The sequence below is a fragment of the Thalassospira sp. MCCC 1A03138 genome (genome assembly GCF_002115785.1).
In the GTDB taxonomy this organism is placed as follows: domain Bacteria; phylum Pseudomonadota; class Alphaproteobacteria; order Rhodospirillales; family Thalassospiraceae; genus Thalassospira.
The window spans coordinates 23,770-41,460 of record NZ_JFJY01000013.1; the positions used below are offsets into that span (position 1 = coordinate 23,770).

Consider the following 17,691-nt stretch of genomic DNA (forward strand, 5'->3'; position numbering starts at 1 on the left):
ACAGTCTAAAGCACATACCACAGCAGGCCGGGCAGGGCGATGGCGGCAAGGAAGCTTGAACTGATGACCACACCGGCGACTTCTTCTGGTTCGCGGTTGTAAAGCTGCGCAAACAGATAGCAGAACACCGCAACCGGCATCGAACATTGCAGGATGACGACCCCGCGTTCGATCCCGGTAAGCCCCATGACTTCGGAAAGTCCGACGCCAACCGCAAAGCCCATGGCAAGGCGCAGCATGCTAAGTGCGGTGCTGCGTGCGAGGCTAACCGGGCGGAGGCGGGCCAGTGACACACCCAATGTAAACAGCATTAACGGAATGGTCAGCTGTCCGATCAGGTTGGTCGTGTTGTAAAGCCATGCCGGGACTTCGGTATTGGTCGCAAGGAAGCCGGTTGCAATCAGGGTTGCCGGAATGATCGGCATCTTGATGATCGATTTAAGCGAGAAACTGCCCGAAACGAACGCCACCCCGATGGTCAGTTGCAAAACCACATAAACCGCAAAAAACGCAACCGACAGTGCCAGACCATCCTGCCCGTAAGCCAGCATGCAAAGCGGCAGACCGACATTGCCGACATTCGGCCAGGTCAGCGATTGCAGATAGGTCCGCGGGGCCAGTTTGAAAACTTTCAGGATCGGCCAGCCGATCAGAACGAAAATGATGTTCGCGGCAAGGGCGGCAGTGCCCATCGATACCAGCGCATCCGCACCAAGATCAACCGTGGCAAGGGCGGCAAAGGTCAGGCAGGGGGTGGCAAAATAGGTGACGATGGATGTCACCAGTCCCGTATCGAAATGTCTGCCGGACCGTGCCCAGATATAACCAAGACCCGTGGTTATGAAAACCGGTGCAAGAATGGCAAAGATATCGGCAAACATGAAATTCAGTATCCCCAGATGGCTTGGCCCCAATGGCCCCCGGGTGAAATTGTCATGACCGATAGTCGCGGGGCAAGCGAATAATGGTAATACCAGTTGGTTTTCCGCATCGCGATAAGTCGACGCAAACCTGCGTCGTGAAAACTTGTCATTCCGGATGTTGATGGTGCATGTTAGCCCGTCAATCAGCCTCAGAGACAAAAAGACAGGGTCAGGTATGAGCCCCAGAAAATACGATTTCGTTCACCGCCATTTCATCGATCCGGCTCCGCGCTGGCGCGATCAGCGCCATCCTGTGCCTGCGGTTTTTCTTGATCGTGATGGGGTGGTGAATGAAGAAGTCCATTATCTGTCAAAGATTGACGATCTTGCCCTGATTCCCGGAACCGCCGCAGCCATCAAACAGCTTAATGATGCCGGTATTCCGGTTGTGATCGTGACCAACCAGTCGGCGGTGGCGCGGGGTTATCTGACCGAGGCGGGCCTTCGTGACCTGCATGAGGCGATGCTTGCGATGCTGGCGCGCGCGGGGGCATCGGTGCAGGGGATTTATTATTCGCCCTATCATCCCGACGGGATTGAGGGATATCGCCGTGAAAGCGAATGCCGCAAACCGGGCCCGGCCATGATCCTTGCGGCGGCCGAGGATTTTGTGATTTCGCTGGGCGATAGTGTTCTGATCGGGGATCGGATCAATGATATTCGTGCCGGACGTGCGGCGGGCACCCATGCGGTGATCGTTAAGACCGGGCACGGGGCAAAGGAAACCACCTGGCCCGAGGCGGCAGAGGCGGACTTTATCGCCTATGATTTGCAGGCCGCAGTGACCGAACTTTTCGCGCGCGGTGTTCTGGCGCGTTAGGCGCATCATAACGCGCACCAGGTTTTCCACATATCCCGGCAGGCTTCTTCAAGTTCGCGCGCGGTGGCCGCACCGTTCATGGCCTTGCTGTTTTTCATCCGGTCGCGCATGCCTGCCCGAATGGTGGTAAGGGCGTTGATATCCTGTGTCAGAAGGACGGCCTTTTCGACGTAACCCTTTTGCGTTTCCGCCGCCAGCGCATCGAGCCCGATATCGGATAACAGGCAAAGCCCTGCGCGTGATGCCGGTGTTTCACCCGCCATCGTGACAAACGGAATACCGTGCCAGAGCATATCAAAATAGCGCGCGATATCGATCATCGGGAACGGGGCCAAGCCGATATCGATCCGGGCGTAAAGATCGGGTTTATCTTCGGGGTTTACCGCACCAATCAGATTGACACGATCCGTGTGAAGCCCGGCCTGGCGTAGACGATCCAGCATCGTCTTTTTGGCAAAGGCATCGCCCAGAACATCATCCTGAATGACAAGGCGACTGTTTTTGACCTTATTTAAAACGCGGGCAAAGCAGTTCAGGCTGGCGTCGCTGATGTTTGATAACTGGTCAAAGCAACCAAAGGTCACGGCCTCGTCAATTGCGGCTGGAAGCAGGCTGAGCATGGCGGCATCATCCGCACCGACATAGGCAAGAGGCCCCGATCCCAGATGTTGCACATTTTCACAAAACAGCTTGTTTTCGGCCGGTTTGGCCGGGATCGCGCGATGGTGGACAAGGATGTAATCCATCTGACTGATGCCCGTCGTCATTGGTGCGATACTGGCCTGAACCGGGGCAGCGCGATGGGCAAATACCGTGATCGGCTGATTTGCGACCGGGCCGGTCAGGTCAAACAGGATGTCGATCCTGTCCTTGCGGATGCGCTCAACGATCTGAAGCGGGCTTTGGCCGTAAACCTCGCGCCAGCCATCGGCCATGACCTGCCATGAACGGGTGGTTTGGTCCGGGCGTGGGGTGGCCGAATACAGAAACAGTTCGACCTCGTTGCGGTTAAGGTGCCGGGCAACTCCCGCAAGCAGGGCGAAGGAAGCATGTTCGCAAAAATGCGGTGACAGCCATCCGATGCGAAGCCGTTTATCGACCTGTTTGCTGTTGGTGAATTTCGGTTCGGGCAAGGCTGGCATGTGGCTGCGTGCCCATTGGCGGGCCTGTTTAAGATATTCGACCCCGCCGATATCGGGCAGTCTGGCAACCGCGGCCAGAAGGGCTGTGTGGGCATCCGCATTTGCCGGGTGTTTTTCCACAAGCACGGTCAGTTCGGCAATCGCACTTGCGACGTCGCCGCACCGCAATTCGATATCGGCAATTTCAAGATCGATTTCGATCCTGCCCTTGGCAAGGCGCTTGGCGGTTTTAAGGATCGCGATCGCCTTGGCATAATCGCCCTGTGCCGAGAGCGCACGGCCCAAACCGTGCAGGGCCGGGACATTGCGGGGATCGATGCTCAGCGCGCGTTGATACAGGTTTTGCGCCATGCCGGGATAGCCAAGCCGCAGCGACACATCCCCGACACGGCAAATCATATCTGGCGTGATGCCGGCGGCCTCGGCGGCGCGGTCAAGCGATGCGAGTGCTGCTTCTTCCTGCCCCAGTGCGTGCAATGCCTTGCCAAACAGCAAAAGCCCGTCAAAGTGATCGGGTTTCAGGCCCAGCAACCGCCCCAGAAGGTCCACCGTCTGCCCGATATGGCCGCGCGGCATTTCAAGGCGTGCCAGATGATAAAGGGCGGTCGGGAAATCGCCATGATAGCTGATGGCCTGACGGAATTCGTCAATCGCCTTTTCGATCTGCCCGGCCCGTTCCAGCGCAATCGCGAAATTGCACCGCACTGCCGGGTTGGCACCAAGTCGCGGCAGGCAGCTATCAAACAGTTCAAGGGCTTCGCGGTGGCGATCAATACCGGTCAGAAGAGTTGCCAGAAGATGTTCGACTTCGGGGTTGCCGGGCGAAAGCGACAGCGCACGACGGTAAATCTTCTCGGCCTCGTCAGGACGGTTGCCTTCATGCGCGCTTAGTCCACGCCTGAGCAGGGTCTTGAGATCGGCCGACATCGATATGCTTTACCTCGTAAGATGGACAGTCCTGATCGCTGTCATATGGGGCAGCATGCAGAAAAAGGAACGTTCTGTCATTGCTTTAAAGCATTTCACTGTTTCAGGAAAAGGAATGATGGGGCCGGGAAAAGCATAAAAAAAACCCCGAGCCTGCGACGCAGGCCGGGGCGAGAATGGGAGTGGGAGAATCGCCTGGCGGCGATAATCACCTATTAAGATATGGATTGTGGTCGAGGTCGTCGCCTATCTAATGGGATAGTATTTGGGGTCTTTCGGGTAGGTTGGCGATGGGAAGGTGGTGGAATTACCGAAAGTTAACCTGGTGATTGAAAGTGCTGCCTTGGAAAGGTCTGCTATCTTTCAGGTAGCATTCGTTCCATATGGCGCAAAAACACGAAATTTTCGGGCAAAAAACTGTCATTCGGCGCGAAGACTGTGCTAGAACCCCTAAATATGTAACAATGATAAACACCCCGCGAAGATAGAGAGGTTCGACCATGCCGGAATATCGGTCCCGTACAACCACCCATGGCCGCAATATGGCCGGTGCGCGTGGCCTTTGGCGCGCCACGGGCATGAAGGATGAAGACTTTGACAAGCCGATCATTGCGGTCGTCAACAGCTTTACCCAGTTCGTGCCTGGTCACGTTCACCTGAAAGACCTTGGTCAGATGGTGGCCCGCGAAATCGAAGCCGCCGGTGGTGTTGCCAAGGAATTCAATACCATTGCGGTCGATGACGGTATCGCGATGGGCCATGACGGCATGCTTTACAGCTTGCCGTCACGTGAAATCATTGCGGATTCCGTTGAATATATGGTCAATGCCCATTGCGCGGATGCGATGGTCTGCATTTCCAACTGTGACAAGATCACGCCGGGCATGTTGATGGCCGCCATGCGCCTTAACGTTCCGGCGGTGTTCGTTTCCGGTGGCCCGATGGAGGCCGGGAAGGTCACCATTAATGGTCAGGAACGTCATCTTGACCTTGTTGATGCGATGGTCGAAGCCGCCGATCCGAAAATTTCGGACGAACAGGTTGCGGTTGTCGAACGTTCGGCATGCCCGACCTGCGGTTCGTGTTCCGGGATGTTTACCGCCAACTCGATGAACTGTCTGGCGGAGGCGCTTGGCCTTGCGCTGCCGGGTAACGGTTCGGTGCTGGCGACGCATGCCGCGCGTCAGGAACTCTTCCTTGAGGCGGCGCGTACATCCGTCAAGCTGGCGCGGCGTTATTACGAGGAAGAAGACGTTACCGCGACCCCGCGGGGCATCGCGACGTTCGAGGCCTTTGAAAATGCGATGGCGCTTGATATCGCCATGGGCGGTTCGACCAACACGGTTCTGCATCTGCTCGCAATCGCGCGCGAGGCCGAAGTCAACTTTACCATGGCCGACATGGATCGTTTGTCGCGCCAGATCCCGCACCTGTCAAAGGTTGCGCCTTCGCATCCGCTGTATCACATGGAAGACGTCCATCGTGCTGGCGGCATCATGCGTATTCTGGGCGAGCTGGAACGCGGTGGTTTGCTACATACCGATGTGCCGACGGTGCATAGCAAAACCATGGCCGATGCCCTTGAAAAATGGGACATCCGGCGCACCAAGAACGAAGCGGTGCATAAATTCTTCCGCGCCATGCCGGGTGGCATCCCGACGCAGACGGCGTTCAGTCAGGAACGTTACTGGGACGATCTTGATCTGGATGAAAAAGAAGGCTGCATCCGCGATATCGAACATGCTTACAGCAAGGATGGCGGTCTGGCGGTTCTGTTTGGCAATATGGCGGTCAATGGCTGTATCGTTAAAACCGCCGGTGTCGATGCCAGCATCCTGAAATTCACCGGTCCGGCCGTAATCTGCGAAAGCCAGGACGAGGCGGTTGCCAAGGTTCTGGGGGGCGAGGTCAAGGAAGGCGATGTTGTCGTCATCCGTTATGAAGGCCCCAAAGGTGGTCCGGGCATGCAGGAAATGCTGTATCCGACCAGCTATCTGAAATCGATGGGGCTGGGCAAGGCCTGTGCGCTTGTCACCGATGGGCGTTTTTCGGGCGGGACGTCGGGTCTTTCGATTGGCCACGTATCGCCGGAAGCCGCGGCAGGCGGGGATATCGCATTGATCGAGCCGGGCGATATCATCGAAATCGATATTCCGAACCGGTCGATCAGGATTGCGGTTGATGACGCGGTTCTGGCGGCGCGCCGTCAGGAAATGGAAGCCAAGGGCAAGGATGCCTGGAAACCGGCCAAGCCGCGCAAGCGCAAGGTGACAACGGCCCTTCGTGCCTATGCCGCGCTTGCAACCAGTGCCGATCAGGGTGCTGTTCGCGATGTGACGCAGGTCGAATTTTAAGTCGCTCAGACCATAACATCAAAAAAAGCCGCCCGGTTCGCCGGGCGGCTTTTGTTTTGGCGCGAGAATGATCAGGGTTTGCGAAGCGTGCTGAACCCATGTGTAAGGTTCTGGCCGAGGTTGGGCAGGGCATTGGCAATTGCCTGAACGGCAAAACCGATAAATAAAACCCCGGTGGCGCGTACGATCCAGATTTCGTGGCGCTGATACATCCGGCGCAACACGCCAAGTCCGACAATCCAGATCAAGATCAGATCGGCGACCAGAAATCCGACGGCAGACGCCAGTAAAAGCCCCGTCATGCTGTCCCAGCCAAGCGACGCGGCATCCTGTGCCAGGAGGGCTGTGAACATCGCGACCGCGACCGGATATCCCTTGGGATTGGTGATCCCGAAAATAATGCCGCGCCGCCACGGGTTGCGAACCGTGATGGCAACCGCGCCATCGACCTTGCGCTTGGCGGTGACAGCCCGGATACCAAGCCAAAACAGGTAGACTCCGCAAATCATCGCCAGAATATCAAACACCATCGGATCAAGGACGCGTGACCCGATGATCGCCACCAGCGCCAGACTAGCCCACATGATATCCCCGGCAAAATGCCCGAAAAGGAAACCCGCACTTGCCTTTCGCCCCTGTGCGGCACCAATGCCCAGCATCGCCAAAAAGGCCGGGCCGGGTGTCAGGGTATAGATGGCGGCCGCGACCATCGCCCCGATCAGCATCGATATTTCCATGATCTTCTCCCCAATGCTCAGGACAAGATTAGCGTAGATGAATTTGTTTCGGCAAAGTGATTTCCGTTATACCGCCTGAAAAAAGGCCGGGTCATGAGACCCGGCCAAGTGAAAGACAGCAATATGCTCTGGAGGCTGTCTTTTTTGTCTGGCTTAAGGGAGATTTTCCAGACAGGTGGAGTTTGGTTCAATCCGATGTTGAAAGACGCAGGGCGGCGTTGGCGATCACGCGAACGGCGGTTGCGATGCAGGTTTCATCAAGATCGAAATTGCTGCGATGAAGCATTGTGGCACGATCCGTTGCTTTGGAGCCGATGCGCAGATGTGCGCTTGGAATACGCGACGAAAATTCGGCAAAATCCTCGCTACCCATAGAGCCCTGCGGTAGGCAGATGACCTGTTCATCGCCAAGGATGTCGCGTGCGGTTGCGACAACCTGTTCAAGGATCGCCGGATCGCTTTTGACCACACCAACACCTTGCAGGAATTCGACATCGATCTTTGTCCGAGTGGCGGTGCCGACGCCTTCGGCGATGCGTGTGATGGCATCCTTGGATGCGCTGCGGACGTCTTCGGAATGGGTGCGGATCGCGCCCTGAAGGGTCACCGTATCGGGGATCTGGTTGCGTGCGGTACCGCCTTCGATTTTTCCGATCGTGACCACCGCCGCGTTAAGGGGGGCGATTTCCCGGGAAACGATATTCTGGACCTGGGAAATGAACTGGGCCGCAGCAACAATGGGATCAACGGAAAGATGCGGATGTGCCCCGTGACCGGAGAGACCGGAAACCGTCACATCAAAAGGATCAGAGGACGCAAAGGAGACTTCGGGGTGCCAGCCAACCGAACCGCCGGGAAGCAGCGGCCAATTGTGATAGCCCAGCATGATATCGGGTTTGTGTTTGTCAAAGACACCATCGGCAAGCATCGCCCGTGCGCCGCCAAGGCCTTCTTCTGCCGGCTGGAACAGGACCAAGGCGCGGCCTTTGAAATCTTCACCAAGTCTTGCCAGAACGGTGGCAACACCAAGGGCGATGGCAGTGTGGGCATCATGTCCGCAAGCATGCATGACCCCCTTATTTTCCGAGGCAAAGGGAAGCCCGGATTCTTCGGTGATCGGTAGCGCGTCGATATCGCCGCGAATACCGATAAGGCGGCCCGCCGCCGCTTGATTGATAATGGCAGCGACACCAGTTTTTCCAAAGCCGCTGCTATAGCTAATGCCAAGATCGTCAAGGTGGCTCTGAATTTTCGCAGAAGTTCTCTGTTCCTGAAAACCCAGTTCCGGGTGGCGATGCAAATCCCGACGAATATCGATCAACTGATCGTTGATATCATCGACAATGGCATCGATCTTTCTTGCGATTTCGCTGTTGGCGCTTGGGGACATTCTTCAATCAATCCTTTTGGTGGCGGGCCGTGGTTTTAAGGGATCTCGGGGTTAGTCGAGGTCCTTCTGACCGATTTCGGCAACTTTCTTGTAGACTTCCTCGCCCCACATTTTGGTGCCGAGTTCGTCACGAACCGACTGGGTCGCTTCGATGAAAGGTGCGATATCCGGGTGGGTGAAAACGATGCCGGCAGCTTCCATATCGGCGATCATTTTTTTTGTCTGCTCGGGCAGCATTTTTTCAATGACGGCATTGGATGCATCATTGGCCCGTTTCAGCAGTGCCTGATCTTCTGCATTCAGACCTTCCCAGAAGCCGTTTCCGATCATCACGTAAGCCGGTTTTTTGATGTAATCGACCATCGCGATGGATTTCTGGACTTCATAGAATTTCGCGGCATAGATGGTTTCGATCGGGTTTTCCTGGCCATCGACAACGCCAGCCTGCAGGCCGGTATAAACCTCGGCAAAGGCCATCGGGGTCGGGTTGGCACCAAGTGCGCTTAGAGATTCGACATAGTAATCACGCTCTGGTGCACGCAGTTTCAGACCTTTGAGGTCGTCAATGCTATTGATTTCGACGTTCGCGCTAATCTGGCGCGGGTTGCGCGGCATGAAACCAAGAAGGCGGATTTCGCGTTCATCGATCAGCTTCTTGTTCCATTCCGCGCCAAAGTCGGTTTCAAGCACGGCGTTGTAGTTTTTCAGGTCCTTCATCAGGAAGGGGATCGCCAGATATTCGATGTCCTTGATCCCGGGATCGCCACTGGCTGAAATCTGGGTGATACCGAGCGCAAGCTGGGTGAAAAGTTCACGCGGGGTGCCAAGTTGTTCACCGCCGTAAATCGTGACGTTGTAGCGACCGTCGGACTCTTCTTCTACGACACGTTTGAATTCAAGCGCGCCTTCATACTGGGCTTCGCCGGGATTGGCCCAGATGGAATAACGGATTTCTTCGGCCGCATTTGCATGGCCAAGGCCCAGAGTTGCCAGACCTGCTGCAAACAGCGTTGTTGTGAGTGTTCTACGCATATTCAAAACTCCCTGATGAAGGTTAAGCGTCGACTTTTGGGTTCTGATCGGAGAAGTGACGGATAAAGTCCGCGCAATATTCGACGAGGTAACTGACGATTTTTTCGCCTTTCCCGGCGCTCGATTGCGCCGGATCGCCCCCGGCAATGCCATTGCCGCAGCGATCGGTAACATCCACGGCAAGAGCGATTTCAACATCGCGGAAACGGACACCCGCCAGGCCGGCGGTTGGCAAACCAAGCATTTCACCCTTGCTGTCTTCTTTGGACAAAAGGTCCATGCGCATCAGTTCCGGGAACAGATGCAGATAAACAGAGGTCAGCGGATCACCACCATGACCGAGTGCCTTTGCCCCCATTTCCGGATGCAGTTCTTTCCACATTTCGGCCGGGATCAGACGCCACATATTGAGGCAGGGGATCAGCAGGCCTTTTTCGCGTTTGATTTTGCGAATGACCTGATCGATCAGCGGATAGTTGCCGCTGTGACCGTTCAGGATCACGATTTTATTGATGCCGTGATCGGTAAAGTTTTCGATCATGTCGGTCAGGATGGCGCTGAAGGTTTCCGGGCGGAGTTGTATGCCGCCGGGCACCGTACGGAAATAGTCAGCATAGCCAAACGGCATGATCGGGGCGGCAATCGCACCTGATTTTTCGGCAATTTTCCCGGCCAGAACATCGGTGAGCATGTAGTCACCCATCGGGGCGATCGGCCCCTGTTCTTCCTGGGATCCCAGTGAAATCAGAATTACGGGATCTTCGCTGAGACGTTCGCGAAATTCGATGAACGTCATGTCTTTGAGCAAGTGCTTGCGCACAGCTTTATTGGCCGTCATTTGGGGCTCCGGTATCGATTGATGGCTATCAGGAGCCGAACACGATGTTCGGCAGGAACAGGGTGATCTGCGGGAATGCCGCAAGCAAAATCACCGCGAAGAAGAGAGGGATGTAAAACGGGATCATCGCGCGCACCATTTGCGCATGCGAGATTTTGGCAATGTCCTGAGCGATGAACATCAGGATGCCAACCGGTGGCGTGGCCCCCCCGATGATGAGGGTGAAGACCATCAGAACACCGAAATGAACCGGATCGATTCCAAATTGCATGACAACGGGAACAAGGATCGGGGTCAGCACGATTTCGGCCGAAGAGGCCACCATGAACAGCCCGACAAGCACCAGAACCAGCAGAATGATCGCAAGAACGATGATTGGTTCGCTAGAGATGGTCGAAATGCCGATGCCGATGCTTTGGGGAACGTTTTCGCGTACCATAACCCAACTGAAAGCCGCCGATGCAGCAACAATCAGCAAGATGCGGCAGCTGCCCAGACCAACATCCACAAGAACCTTGCCAAGCTGGCGCAAATTCATGTGACGGTACAGAAGGCCAAGTACCAGACCGTAAAGCACGGCAACTGCCGCGGCCTCGGTCGGAGAGAACATACCCAGCAGGATGCCGCCGACAATAATGACCGGAAACAGCAGGGCAGGGCCGCCCTCGACAATCGAGTTTCCGATTTCACGTATGCTGGCGCGTTCATAGCGGGGATAGCCGCGTTTGCGGGCAATGAAATAGGTGAATACCATCTGGCTGAGGATGATCACCACACCGGGAATGATACCTGCCACCAGCAAGCGCCCGATGGAGACATTTGCAAGGGTGCCGTAAATCACCAGTGCAACGCTTGGGGGAATCATTGGGCCGACAAGTGCCGACGCAACGGTTACAGCGGCCGAAAAAGGTGCGGGATAGCCTTCCTTTTTCATCGCCGGGATAAGAACCGAACCGAGTGCGGTGGTGTCAGCGGTTGCCGAGCCGGACATGCCCGAGAAAATCATGCTGGCAAAAATATTGACCTGTGCCAGGCCACCGTGAATGTGTCCGACCAGCGCACGCGACATATTGATGATCCTGTCCGTCAGGCGGCAGGCATTCATCAACTCGCCCGCAAGATAGAAAAACGGGATCGCCAGAATAAGGAAGCTGTCGATTGACGCCGTCATGCGCTGCGTCAGCATCCCGGCGTCAATGCCGGTCAAGTAAAGATAGGCAGTGGTGGTAACGCCCATTGCAAATGCCAGCGGCATACCGGCCAGCAGCAAAACAACGAGAAGGGCGAGAATAATTGCGATTGTCATTTCTGGCCCTTACAGCATCGAGTTTTCGTCATTTTCGGTTCGCACATTGCGAAGCCGATCTGACAGGAAAAGACGGGCAAGGATGACAACAAGCATCAGTATTCCGCCAACGGTTGCGGCAAGACGCACCGTACCGGCGGGCAGGGGAAGGATGCTCATTTCCTGAAAGTTTTCGAGTTTTACAATACGAAAGCTTTTCCAGGTCATCACGCCAAGGAAGGCCAGTGCCAGAATCTGATTGGAAATACGGACGATCTTTCTGACTTTTTCCGGCATCAGATTTACGAAAACATCGACGGAAAGATGACGTCCCTGCCAGCACACAACGGCAGCACCGATAAATGTCATCCAAACCACGAGTAATCGGCTAAGTTCGTCGCTCCATAAAAGCGGACTGTCAAAAAAGTATCGAAAGACAACCTGTGCAAGGGTCAGTGTCACAATGATTGCCAGCGTGGCGCCGGTCAGAATTTTTAGCGGAAGCGCAAGGTCAAACCTTCGCTTCGGCAATGCCGGTTCAGTTGATTGCATCTCTAGCCTCTCCATCATGGCCCTGCGAGCTTCTTGTTCGGCTTTTTGGCAGGGCGCCTCCTGAGACTATAAAATCAGCCGGACATTAATCTTGTCAAATATATAAATGGCGTATATTTATATCTGATGAGTATCAATAATCGTGTTGAATTACGCCATTTGCGTTATTTTATTTGTGTGGCTGACGAAATGCATTTCGGGCGGGCCGCCGAACGTCTTGGCATTGCACAGGCTCCTCTTAGCCAGCAAATCAAGCAGCTTGAAGAACGGGTCGGTGGGCAACTTTTTGAACGCACGACCCGAAGTGTTCGCCTGACGCCAGCGGGAGAAGTTTTCCGTGAAAAGGCGTTGCTGGCGTTATCCAGTGTCGAGGAGGGGGTTGAGGCCGCCCGTTTCGTGATGGGGCAGGCAAATCGCAAGCTGACGATTGGTTGTGTTTCACCTGCGATTTTTACATGTCTACCGGAAATCCTGCGGATGTTTCATGCCAAATGCCCGGATACGCGGATTGATATCAAAATACTGACGACCAACGAGCTGCTTGATGCGATGATAGACGGGCAGGTGGATGTTGCCTTTATTCGCCCGCCAAGGGCCAAGGCCAACCTCAATATCATGAATTTGTTCAGCGAGGCCTTTGTGGGTCTTGTTCCGGCGGATCATGCGCTTTCCGGAAACAAAACGCTGTCGCTAAGCGATTTTACGGGGCTGCCATATATTGCCTACGCGCCGATTTTGGGGGTCAGTTACCAGAACGTGGTTATCCAGCATGCGCGTGATGTCGGGGTATCTTTGGACATCGTTGAAGAAGTTGGTCACACGTTGGGAATCGTGGCACTTGTTGCCGCGGGAATGGGGGTTGGCGTGGCGCCGAGCTGGGTTACCCATACACCCCATGTCGGCGTTGCCTATATTCCGATGCCGGAATTGCCCGCCGATGCGGTCAATCTTGCATTGGCGTGGCCCGAAGACACAATGTCGCGGGTTATTGATGAGTTTGTGAAATGCGCACGTGCCTTTGTTCGTGATCTGAACGGCTTGTAAAATGGCCGCCCCGGCAAACGAGGCGGCCATTTGGGTATGATGCAACGCCGCTTGGTCAGTTGAGGACTTTTGTCAGCGGAATGTAATCGTAGCCAAGATCACGTGCGACGGCCTCATAGGTGATGCGTCCTTCGTGAACGTTTAGCCCTGCGGCCAGATGGGGATCTTCCTGGCAGGCTTTTTTCCAGCCCTTGTCGGCAAGGGCAAGGGTGAAGGGCAGGGTTGCGTTATTGAGTGCAAAGGTCGATGTGCGGGCTACCGCACCGGGCATGTTGGCAACACAGTAATGCACCACGTCATCGACGATATAGGTCGGATCGGTATGGGTGGTGGCTTTGGATGTTTCAAAGCAGCCGCCCTGATCAATCGCGACATCGACAATCACCGAACCCGGCTTCATTTTTGAAAGCTGGTCCTTGTGGATCAGCTTTGGTGCCGCTGCACCCGGGATCAGGACGGCACCGACAACCATGTCGGCATCATAGACCAGTGCCTCGGTATCATCGATGGTGGCGTATTGCGTTTTGATGCGCGGGCCAAACAGATCGTCAATCTGTGTGAGGCGTTTGACATTCTTGTCGAGAATGATGACGTCCGCACCCATGCCCGCGGCAATGCGGGCGGCATTGGTGCCCACAACACCACCTCCGATCACAACCACCTTGGCCGGGGCAACGCCGGGCACGCCGCCCAGCAACATGCCGCGTCCGCCATTGGCCTTTTGCAGGGCTGCTGCACCGACCTGCGGTGCCATGCGTCCGGCAACTTCCGACATCGGGGCCAGCAATGGCAGGCCACCGTTTTTATCGGTAACGGTTTCATAGGCAATCGCCGTCACCCCGGATTTGATCAGACCGGCAGTCTGTTCCGGATCGGGTGCCAAATGAAGGTAGGTAAACAGAAGCTGCCCTTCGCGGAGCTGCTCGTATTCGACTTTCTGCGGTTCCTTGACCTTTACGATCATTTCGGATTTGGCAAAGATTTCGGCCGCGGTATCGACGATTTTTGCGCCGGCGGAGACGTAATCATCGTTGCTGCAACCGATACCGGCACCAGCATTGGTTTCGATGATCACATCATGCCCATGTGCCGTGACTTCACGCACGGAACTTGGGGTCAGGCCGACGCGATATTCATGGTTTTTGATTTCTTTCGGAATGCCAATCAGCATTGTGTCTCTCCCGGACAAACGTGGCAATAACAACGGTTTTCCCGTTTTTAGTTATCTGTGCAGGATACCCGAAAATTATGGCAATTTCTCTTCAATCCTCGGTGAGTTTGATGGTATTAATGCTATATAATTTAAAAAAATCCGCCTCAGGCAGGGAGAATATTCGAAATGCAGATGGACGAACGTGACCGAATGATCCTGCGGCTGCTTCAACGCGATGGCCGTATCAGCAACGCCGAACTTGCCGAAAAGGTCAATCTGTCGGCTTCGGCCTGTTTGCGCCGTGTCCGTCTTCTGGAAGAAGCCGGTCTGATTGACCGTTACACCATGCTGCTTAATCCGGCCCGCATCGGCAAACCGGGCAATGCATTCGTCAATATCTCGATCGCGCGCCAGACCCGCGAGGCGCTTGAAACCTTTGAAAAGGAAATCCAGTCGGTCCCGGAAGTCGTGGAATGTTACCTTCTTGCGGGGCAGAGCGACTATCTGGTGCATGTGGTTTACAGCAACACTGCCGACTATGAGCGCATCCATAGCGAAGTCCTGACCCAATTGCCCGGTGTCGAACGCGTCCAGACCATCATCACCCTGCGCGAAGTCAAACGCACGACCGAATTGCCGGTCTGATCCGCTCAAGCGAGGCGGGCAGGTTTATGGCCTGTCCGGTTCCAACATGGTTAGTCGCAGACCGTTTGCAAGGCTTTCCAATCCTGCGGATTGATATCAAGCGTACCTGTGATGTCGCTTTGTTCAAACAGGTCGATCCGCCCGGTCATTTCCGGGTGCGAGCTTAGGATTTCCGGTAGTAAACTGGCGATTTCGGCATATTTGCTTTCGGTGGAAATTGCGCGAAACAGCTTTGCCGTACTTTGGGTTTCGATGCTGGCATCGCCCATCAGTTCAAGGGCAAAGTGATCGGCATCGGTTTCCATGTCCCGGGAATAGCTTTGTTCCATGACAAAGCCAACCGGAAGGTCGGCCCCGCCGGTCATCAATCGGACAAGCTGGCCGAGCGCGATGCCGGAAAACAGCTTTTTTAGGCCGTGCTGCATTTCGGTATGGCCGATTTCGTGGGCCAGAACGCCAGCCAGTGCTTCGGGATTTTCGGCCTTTTTTGTGAGTTCCGAAAATACAATGATCTGTCCGCCGGGCAGGGCAAGAGCGTTTTCGATATCACTGCGCAGGAAGGTTATTTCATAGTCATATGTCAGTGTGCCGGTTTGTTGAAAACGGTCCAAAATGGTGGTGATGACCTGTTGAGCGGGATCGCTGATTGCGCAGGCACTTGTTCCGTCGCGGTCTTCGCCCATGATCGCCACGATCTGTTCACGCGCGTTGCGTCCCATATCCACTTCCATTGAACGTGGATACACCGCGACAACCAGATCGATCATCAGTGGCATGCCCTGCCAGATCAGCAGGGCAATTGCCGCGGAAAAACCGACGATACCGGCAGAAAGCCGGACTTTTGCCCGTGTAGCAGCTTCGTCCACGGCAAGTCCGGGCAGGGTTTCAAGAATGAAGGCCTTGGAGTGCGGATCGTCAAAAATCAGGCGAAATCCGTCATCCTTGCGCTTTCGCAAACGAAGCGGTTTTCCCTTTTCGATCTTTTCGCACAGATAAACACTGTCTTTTGACAGTACCTGTTCCCCGCCATCTGGCAGATACAGGGTAATGTAACGGTCAGATATGCTGACCGTTACATTCTTTGCCAACGATGTTTTACCGTCAAAAAGACGGGCATTGGGCAAGCTGTTCATTAAAACGCCTTGTTAAATCCCGCCCAGATCAAAGGCTTCTGCAAGGCCTTCGCCGGTGCGCGGAACGTTTTGTGCATCCGTGTTCTGATGCAGTTCTGCGATATTACCGTCATATACCAGCGATGAAATATGCAGTGCCAGCATCGGATGGGTCAGCCCGACAAATGTCAGGATGCCGAAGACCGGTGTTGCAAGCAGCATCAGGATAAAGAACGGTGCCATGATCGCCAGAATCTGTTCCGGTGGCATATAGGATGCCGCGTTATTCGCGATGATCGAGAATGCGGCGAAACCACCGGTGACCGACAGCAGGGCGACAAAGACAATGCCCGCCACAACCATCAACAGCAGGAAGCGCAGCAGCAGTTTGATATATTGCCCGGTCGCGAGCGTGCTGCCAAATTGCAGGCCTGCAAGGGTGGTATTTTCGCTTTGATACCGGAAGCACCATACATGGTACCAGGCCATCCCGAAGACGATCACGAGATACGGAATAAAGGCCAGCGGCACGATATAAAATGGCGAACGCGTAAGGTTTACCGCCGCCGCAATAATGCCGCCCGATATGGCAATCGCGACCAGACACAGGAGCCAGGTCAGGATCCACTTTTTGAAGGCAGGGCCAAATGTGCCGGTAAATCTTGCCTGATGGTCGCCGATCCAGGTGTTGTTGGTTTCATAACGGGTCAGCGTGATAAAGCTGAGCGGCATCAGAATGCCCAGCGACAGGATGGCTGCCAAAAAACTGCCAAAGCCGATCAGGGCGTATTTGAAGGACGAACCGCCCAGTTTTCCGCGAATGCCGCGCCAGAAGGTGCGGCTCATGCGATAGCGCGTGGCGCGATAGATCGCGACAAAAATCAGAAACAGAATGACGGCATACATCACGATAATCTGCAATCCCTGCATAGCCGGGGGCAGTTGGGCCGAGATAAAGCCCAGTAGCAGGGACGCGGGGATAAAGATGACCGAGACAATCAGGAAGCCAAGGAAAAGTTCCAACCCGCGGCCGGTATATTCCAACGCATCACCATCAATGACGATGTTGCTCCAGATATAGCGGCGCATCCGGGTTTTGGCCCAGAAACGGAATATGCCCAATGTCAGGATGGTCCATAGTGTGTTCCAGCAGCAAAGTTTCAAAACGTCCTGCCAGCGACCGGAATATTGAATCTGGCCGTTATTGTATTCGGCGTTTTCGCTGTTTTCAGCAATATCTGCCGCCGCCTGAGAGCCATTATTGGCTTCAGGAAGTTCATTTTCGTCGTGTGTGCTCATAGTCCCCTCGGTTCTAAGACCAGTTTCAGGATCAGTGGTGAAAAATGACACCGCTTGTTTTCGCGGATTTTAATCTTCCCCGCGTTTGATTTAACGTGGTTTATCAACAAGATCACCCACTCAAAAGGTTAGGGATGCCCAATCAGGGCCATTTTTGTTGCCAGAAGGAACGGGCGGTTGAATGGTTTTGGTATGAAGGCTACCCGCCAGGTATTTCGCGCGTGCCGCAATCGGGGCTTCGCAGCCGCAGCGAATCAAATCTGTACAGATTCGCGATTTTTGTTCGCAAATACGTTTCGTGATTGCTTTGTGGTGACTATTGTTCATCTAACGTGCGCTCAAAAAATGCAGGTGAACTGTTTGTTACATCGACGTTTCTTTGATTTTATCTATCGAAAGTCACCGCGCGATTTGACTTTTGAATGAATTAATAGGCAT

The 17,691-nt window shown here is 54.7% G+C and carries 15 protein-coding genes; 4 read left to right on the forward strand and 11 right to left on the reverse strand.

Translation table 11 applies throughout. The annotated features are described in order from the left end of the window. Nucleotides 1-5: 5 nt before the first annotated feature. A complete protein-coding gene (locus TH468_RS19925) occupies nt 6-881 on the reverse strand; it encodes an AEC family transporter (protein ID WP_085646201.1) in 876 nt (291 codons plus the stop codon). A 217-nt stretch (nt 882-1,098) separates the two neighbouring features. Between TH468_RS19925 and TH468_RS19930 the strand changes: the two genes are divergently transcribed. Next, entirely contained in the window at nt 1,099-1,743 is a 645-nt protein-coding gene (locus tag TH468_RS19930; protein ID WP_085646202.1) for an HAD-IIIA family hydrolase, read from the forward strand. A 5-nt stretch (nt 1,744-1,748) separates the two neighbouring features. On the opposite strand, the gene TH468_RS19935 is transcribed toward TH468_RS19930, so the two are convergent. After that, nucleotides 1,749-3,812, reverse strand: coding sequence for a tetratricopeptide repeat protein (locus TH468_RS19935; protein ID WP_085646203.1), 2,064 nt, complete (start codon nt 3,810-3,812; stop codon nt 1,749-1,751). A 500-nt stretch (nt 3,813-4,312) separates the two neighbouring features. On the opposite strand from TH468_RS19935, the gene ilvD reads away from it, so the two are divergent. Next, the gene (gene ilvD / locus TH468_RS19940) at nt 4,313-6,166 is read left to right on the forward strand and encodes a dihydroxy-acid dehydratase (protein ID WP_085646204.1); all 1,854 of its coding nucleotides are present in this window, start codon (nt 4,313-4,315) and stop codon (nt 6,164-6,166) included. 71 nt (nt 6,167-6,237) lie between these two features. Here the strand turns inward: ilvD and TH468_RS19945 are convergent, their stop codons facing one another. The 6 genes from TH468_RS19945 to TH468_RS19970 form a co-directional block, all read right to left on the reverse strand. Then, entirely contained in the window at nt 6,238-6,903 is a 666-nt protein-coding gene (locus tag TH468_RS19945; protein WP_085646205.1) for a LysE family translocator, read from the reverse strand. A gap of 187 nt (nt 6,904-7,090) precedes the next feature. Then, nucleotides 7,091-8,293: a M20 family metallopeptidase gene (locus TH468_RS19950; RefSeq protein WP_085646206.1), complete on the reverse strand. Its 1,203-nt coding sequence runs from the start codon at nt 8,291-8,293 to the stop codon at nt 7,091-7,093. Between the two features lie 51 nt (nt 8,294-8,344). Continuing rightward, nucleotides 8,345-9,325 (reverse strand): TRAP transporter substrate-binding protein, encoded by a 981-nt coding sequence (locus TH468_RS19955; RefSeq protein ID WP_085646207.1) that lies wholly within the window; start codon nt 9,323-9,325, stop codon nt 8,345-8,347. A gap of 22 nt (nt 9,326-9,347) precedes the next feature. Continuing rightward, a complete protein-coding gene (locus TH468_RS19960; RefSeq protein ID WP_085646208.1) occupies nt 9,348-10,163 on the reverse strand; it encodes a creatininase family protein in 816 nt (271 codons plus the stop codon). A gap of 28 nt (nt 10,164-10,191) precedes the next feature. Beyond that, entirely contained in the window at nt 10,192-11,469 is a 1,278-nt protein-coding gene (locus TH468_RS19965) for a TRAP transporter large permease (RefSeq protein ID WP_007092113.1), read from the reverse strand. 9 nt (nt 11,470-11,478) lie between these two features. After that, complete coding sequence (locus TH468_RS19970) at nt 11,479-12,000, reverse strand: TRAP transporter small permease (protein ID WP_085646209.1); 522 nt, start codon at nt 11,998-12,000, stop codon at nt 11,479-11,481. 126 nt (nt 12,001-12,126) lie between these two features. On the opposite strand from TH468_RS19970, the gene TH468_RS19975 reads away from it, so the two are divergent. Beyond that, on the forward strand, nt 12,127-13,044 hold the full coding sequence (locus tag TH468_RS19975; RefSeq protein ID WP_085646210.1) for a LysR family transcriptional regulator: 918 nt from the start codon (nt 12,127-12,129) through the stop codon (nt 13,042-13,044). Nucleotides 13,045-13,099: 55 nt separating this feature from the next. Here TH468_RS19975 and ald read toward each other — a convergent pair whose 3' ends face one another. Beyond that, a complete protein-coding gene (gene ald, locus TH468_RS19980; RefSeq protein ID WP_085646211.1) occupies nt 13,100-14,215 on the reverse strand; it encodes an alanine dehydrogenase in 1,116 nt (371 codons plus the stop codon). A gap of 168 nt (nt 14,216-14,383) precedes the next feature. On the opposite strand from ald, the gene TH468_RS19985 reads away from it, so the two are divergent. Beyond that, nucleotides 14,384-14,842, forward strand: a complete 459-nt coding sequence (locus TH468_RS19985) for an Lrp/AsnC family transcriptional regulator (RefSeq protein ID WP_007092109.1) — start codon at nt 14,384-14,386, stop codon at nt 14,840-14,842. A 50-nt stretch (nt 14,843-14,892) separates the two neighbouring features. Here the strand turns inward: TH468_RS19985 and TH468_RS19990 are convergent, their stop codons facing one another. Together TH468_RS19990 and TH468_RS19995 are read right to left on the reverse strand one after the other, a co-directional pair. Beyond that, the gene (locus TH468_RS19990) at nt 14,893-15,975 is read right to left on the reverse strand and encodes a M48 family metallopeptidase (RefSeq protein WP_085646212.1); all 1,083 of its coding nucleotides are present in this window, start codon (nt 15,973-15,975) and stop codon (nt 14,893-14,895) included. A 12-nt stretch (nt 15,976-15,987) separates the two neighbouring features. Further along, nucleotides 15,988-17,253, reverse strand: coding sequence for a YjgN family protein (locus tag TH468_RS19995; RefSeq protein ID WP_085646213.1), 1,266 nt, complete (start codon nt 17,251-17,253; stop codon nt 15,988-15,990). Nucleotides 17,254-17,691 lie beyond the last annotated feature (438 nt).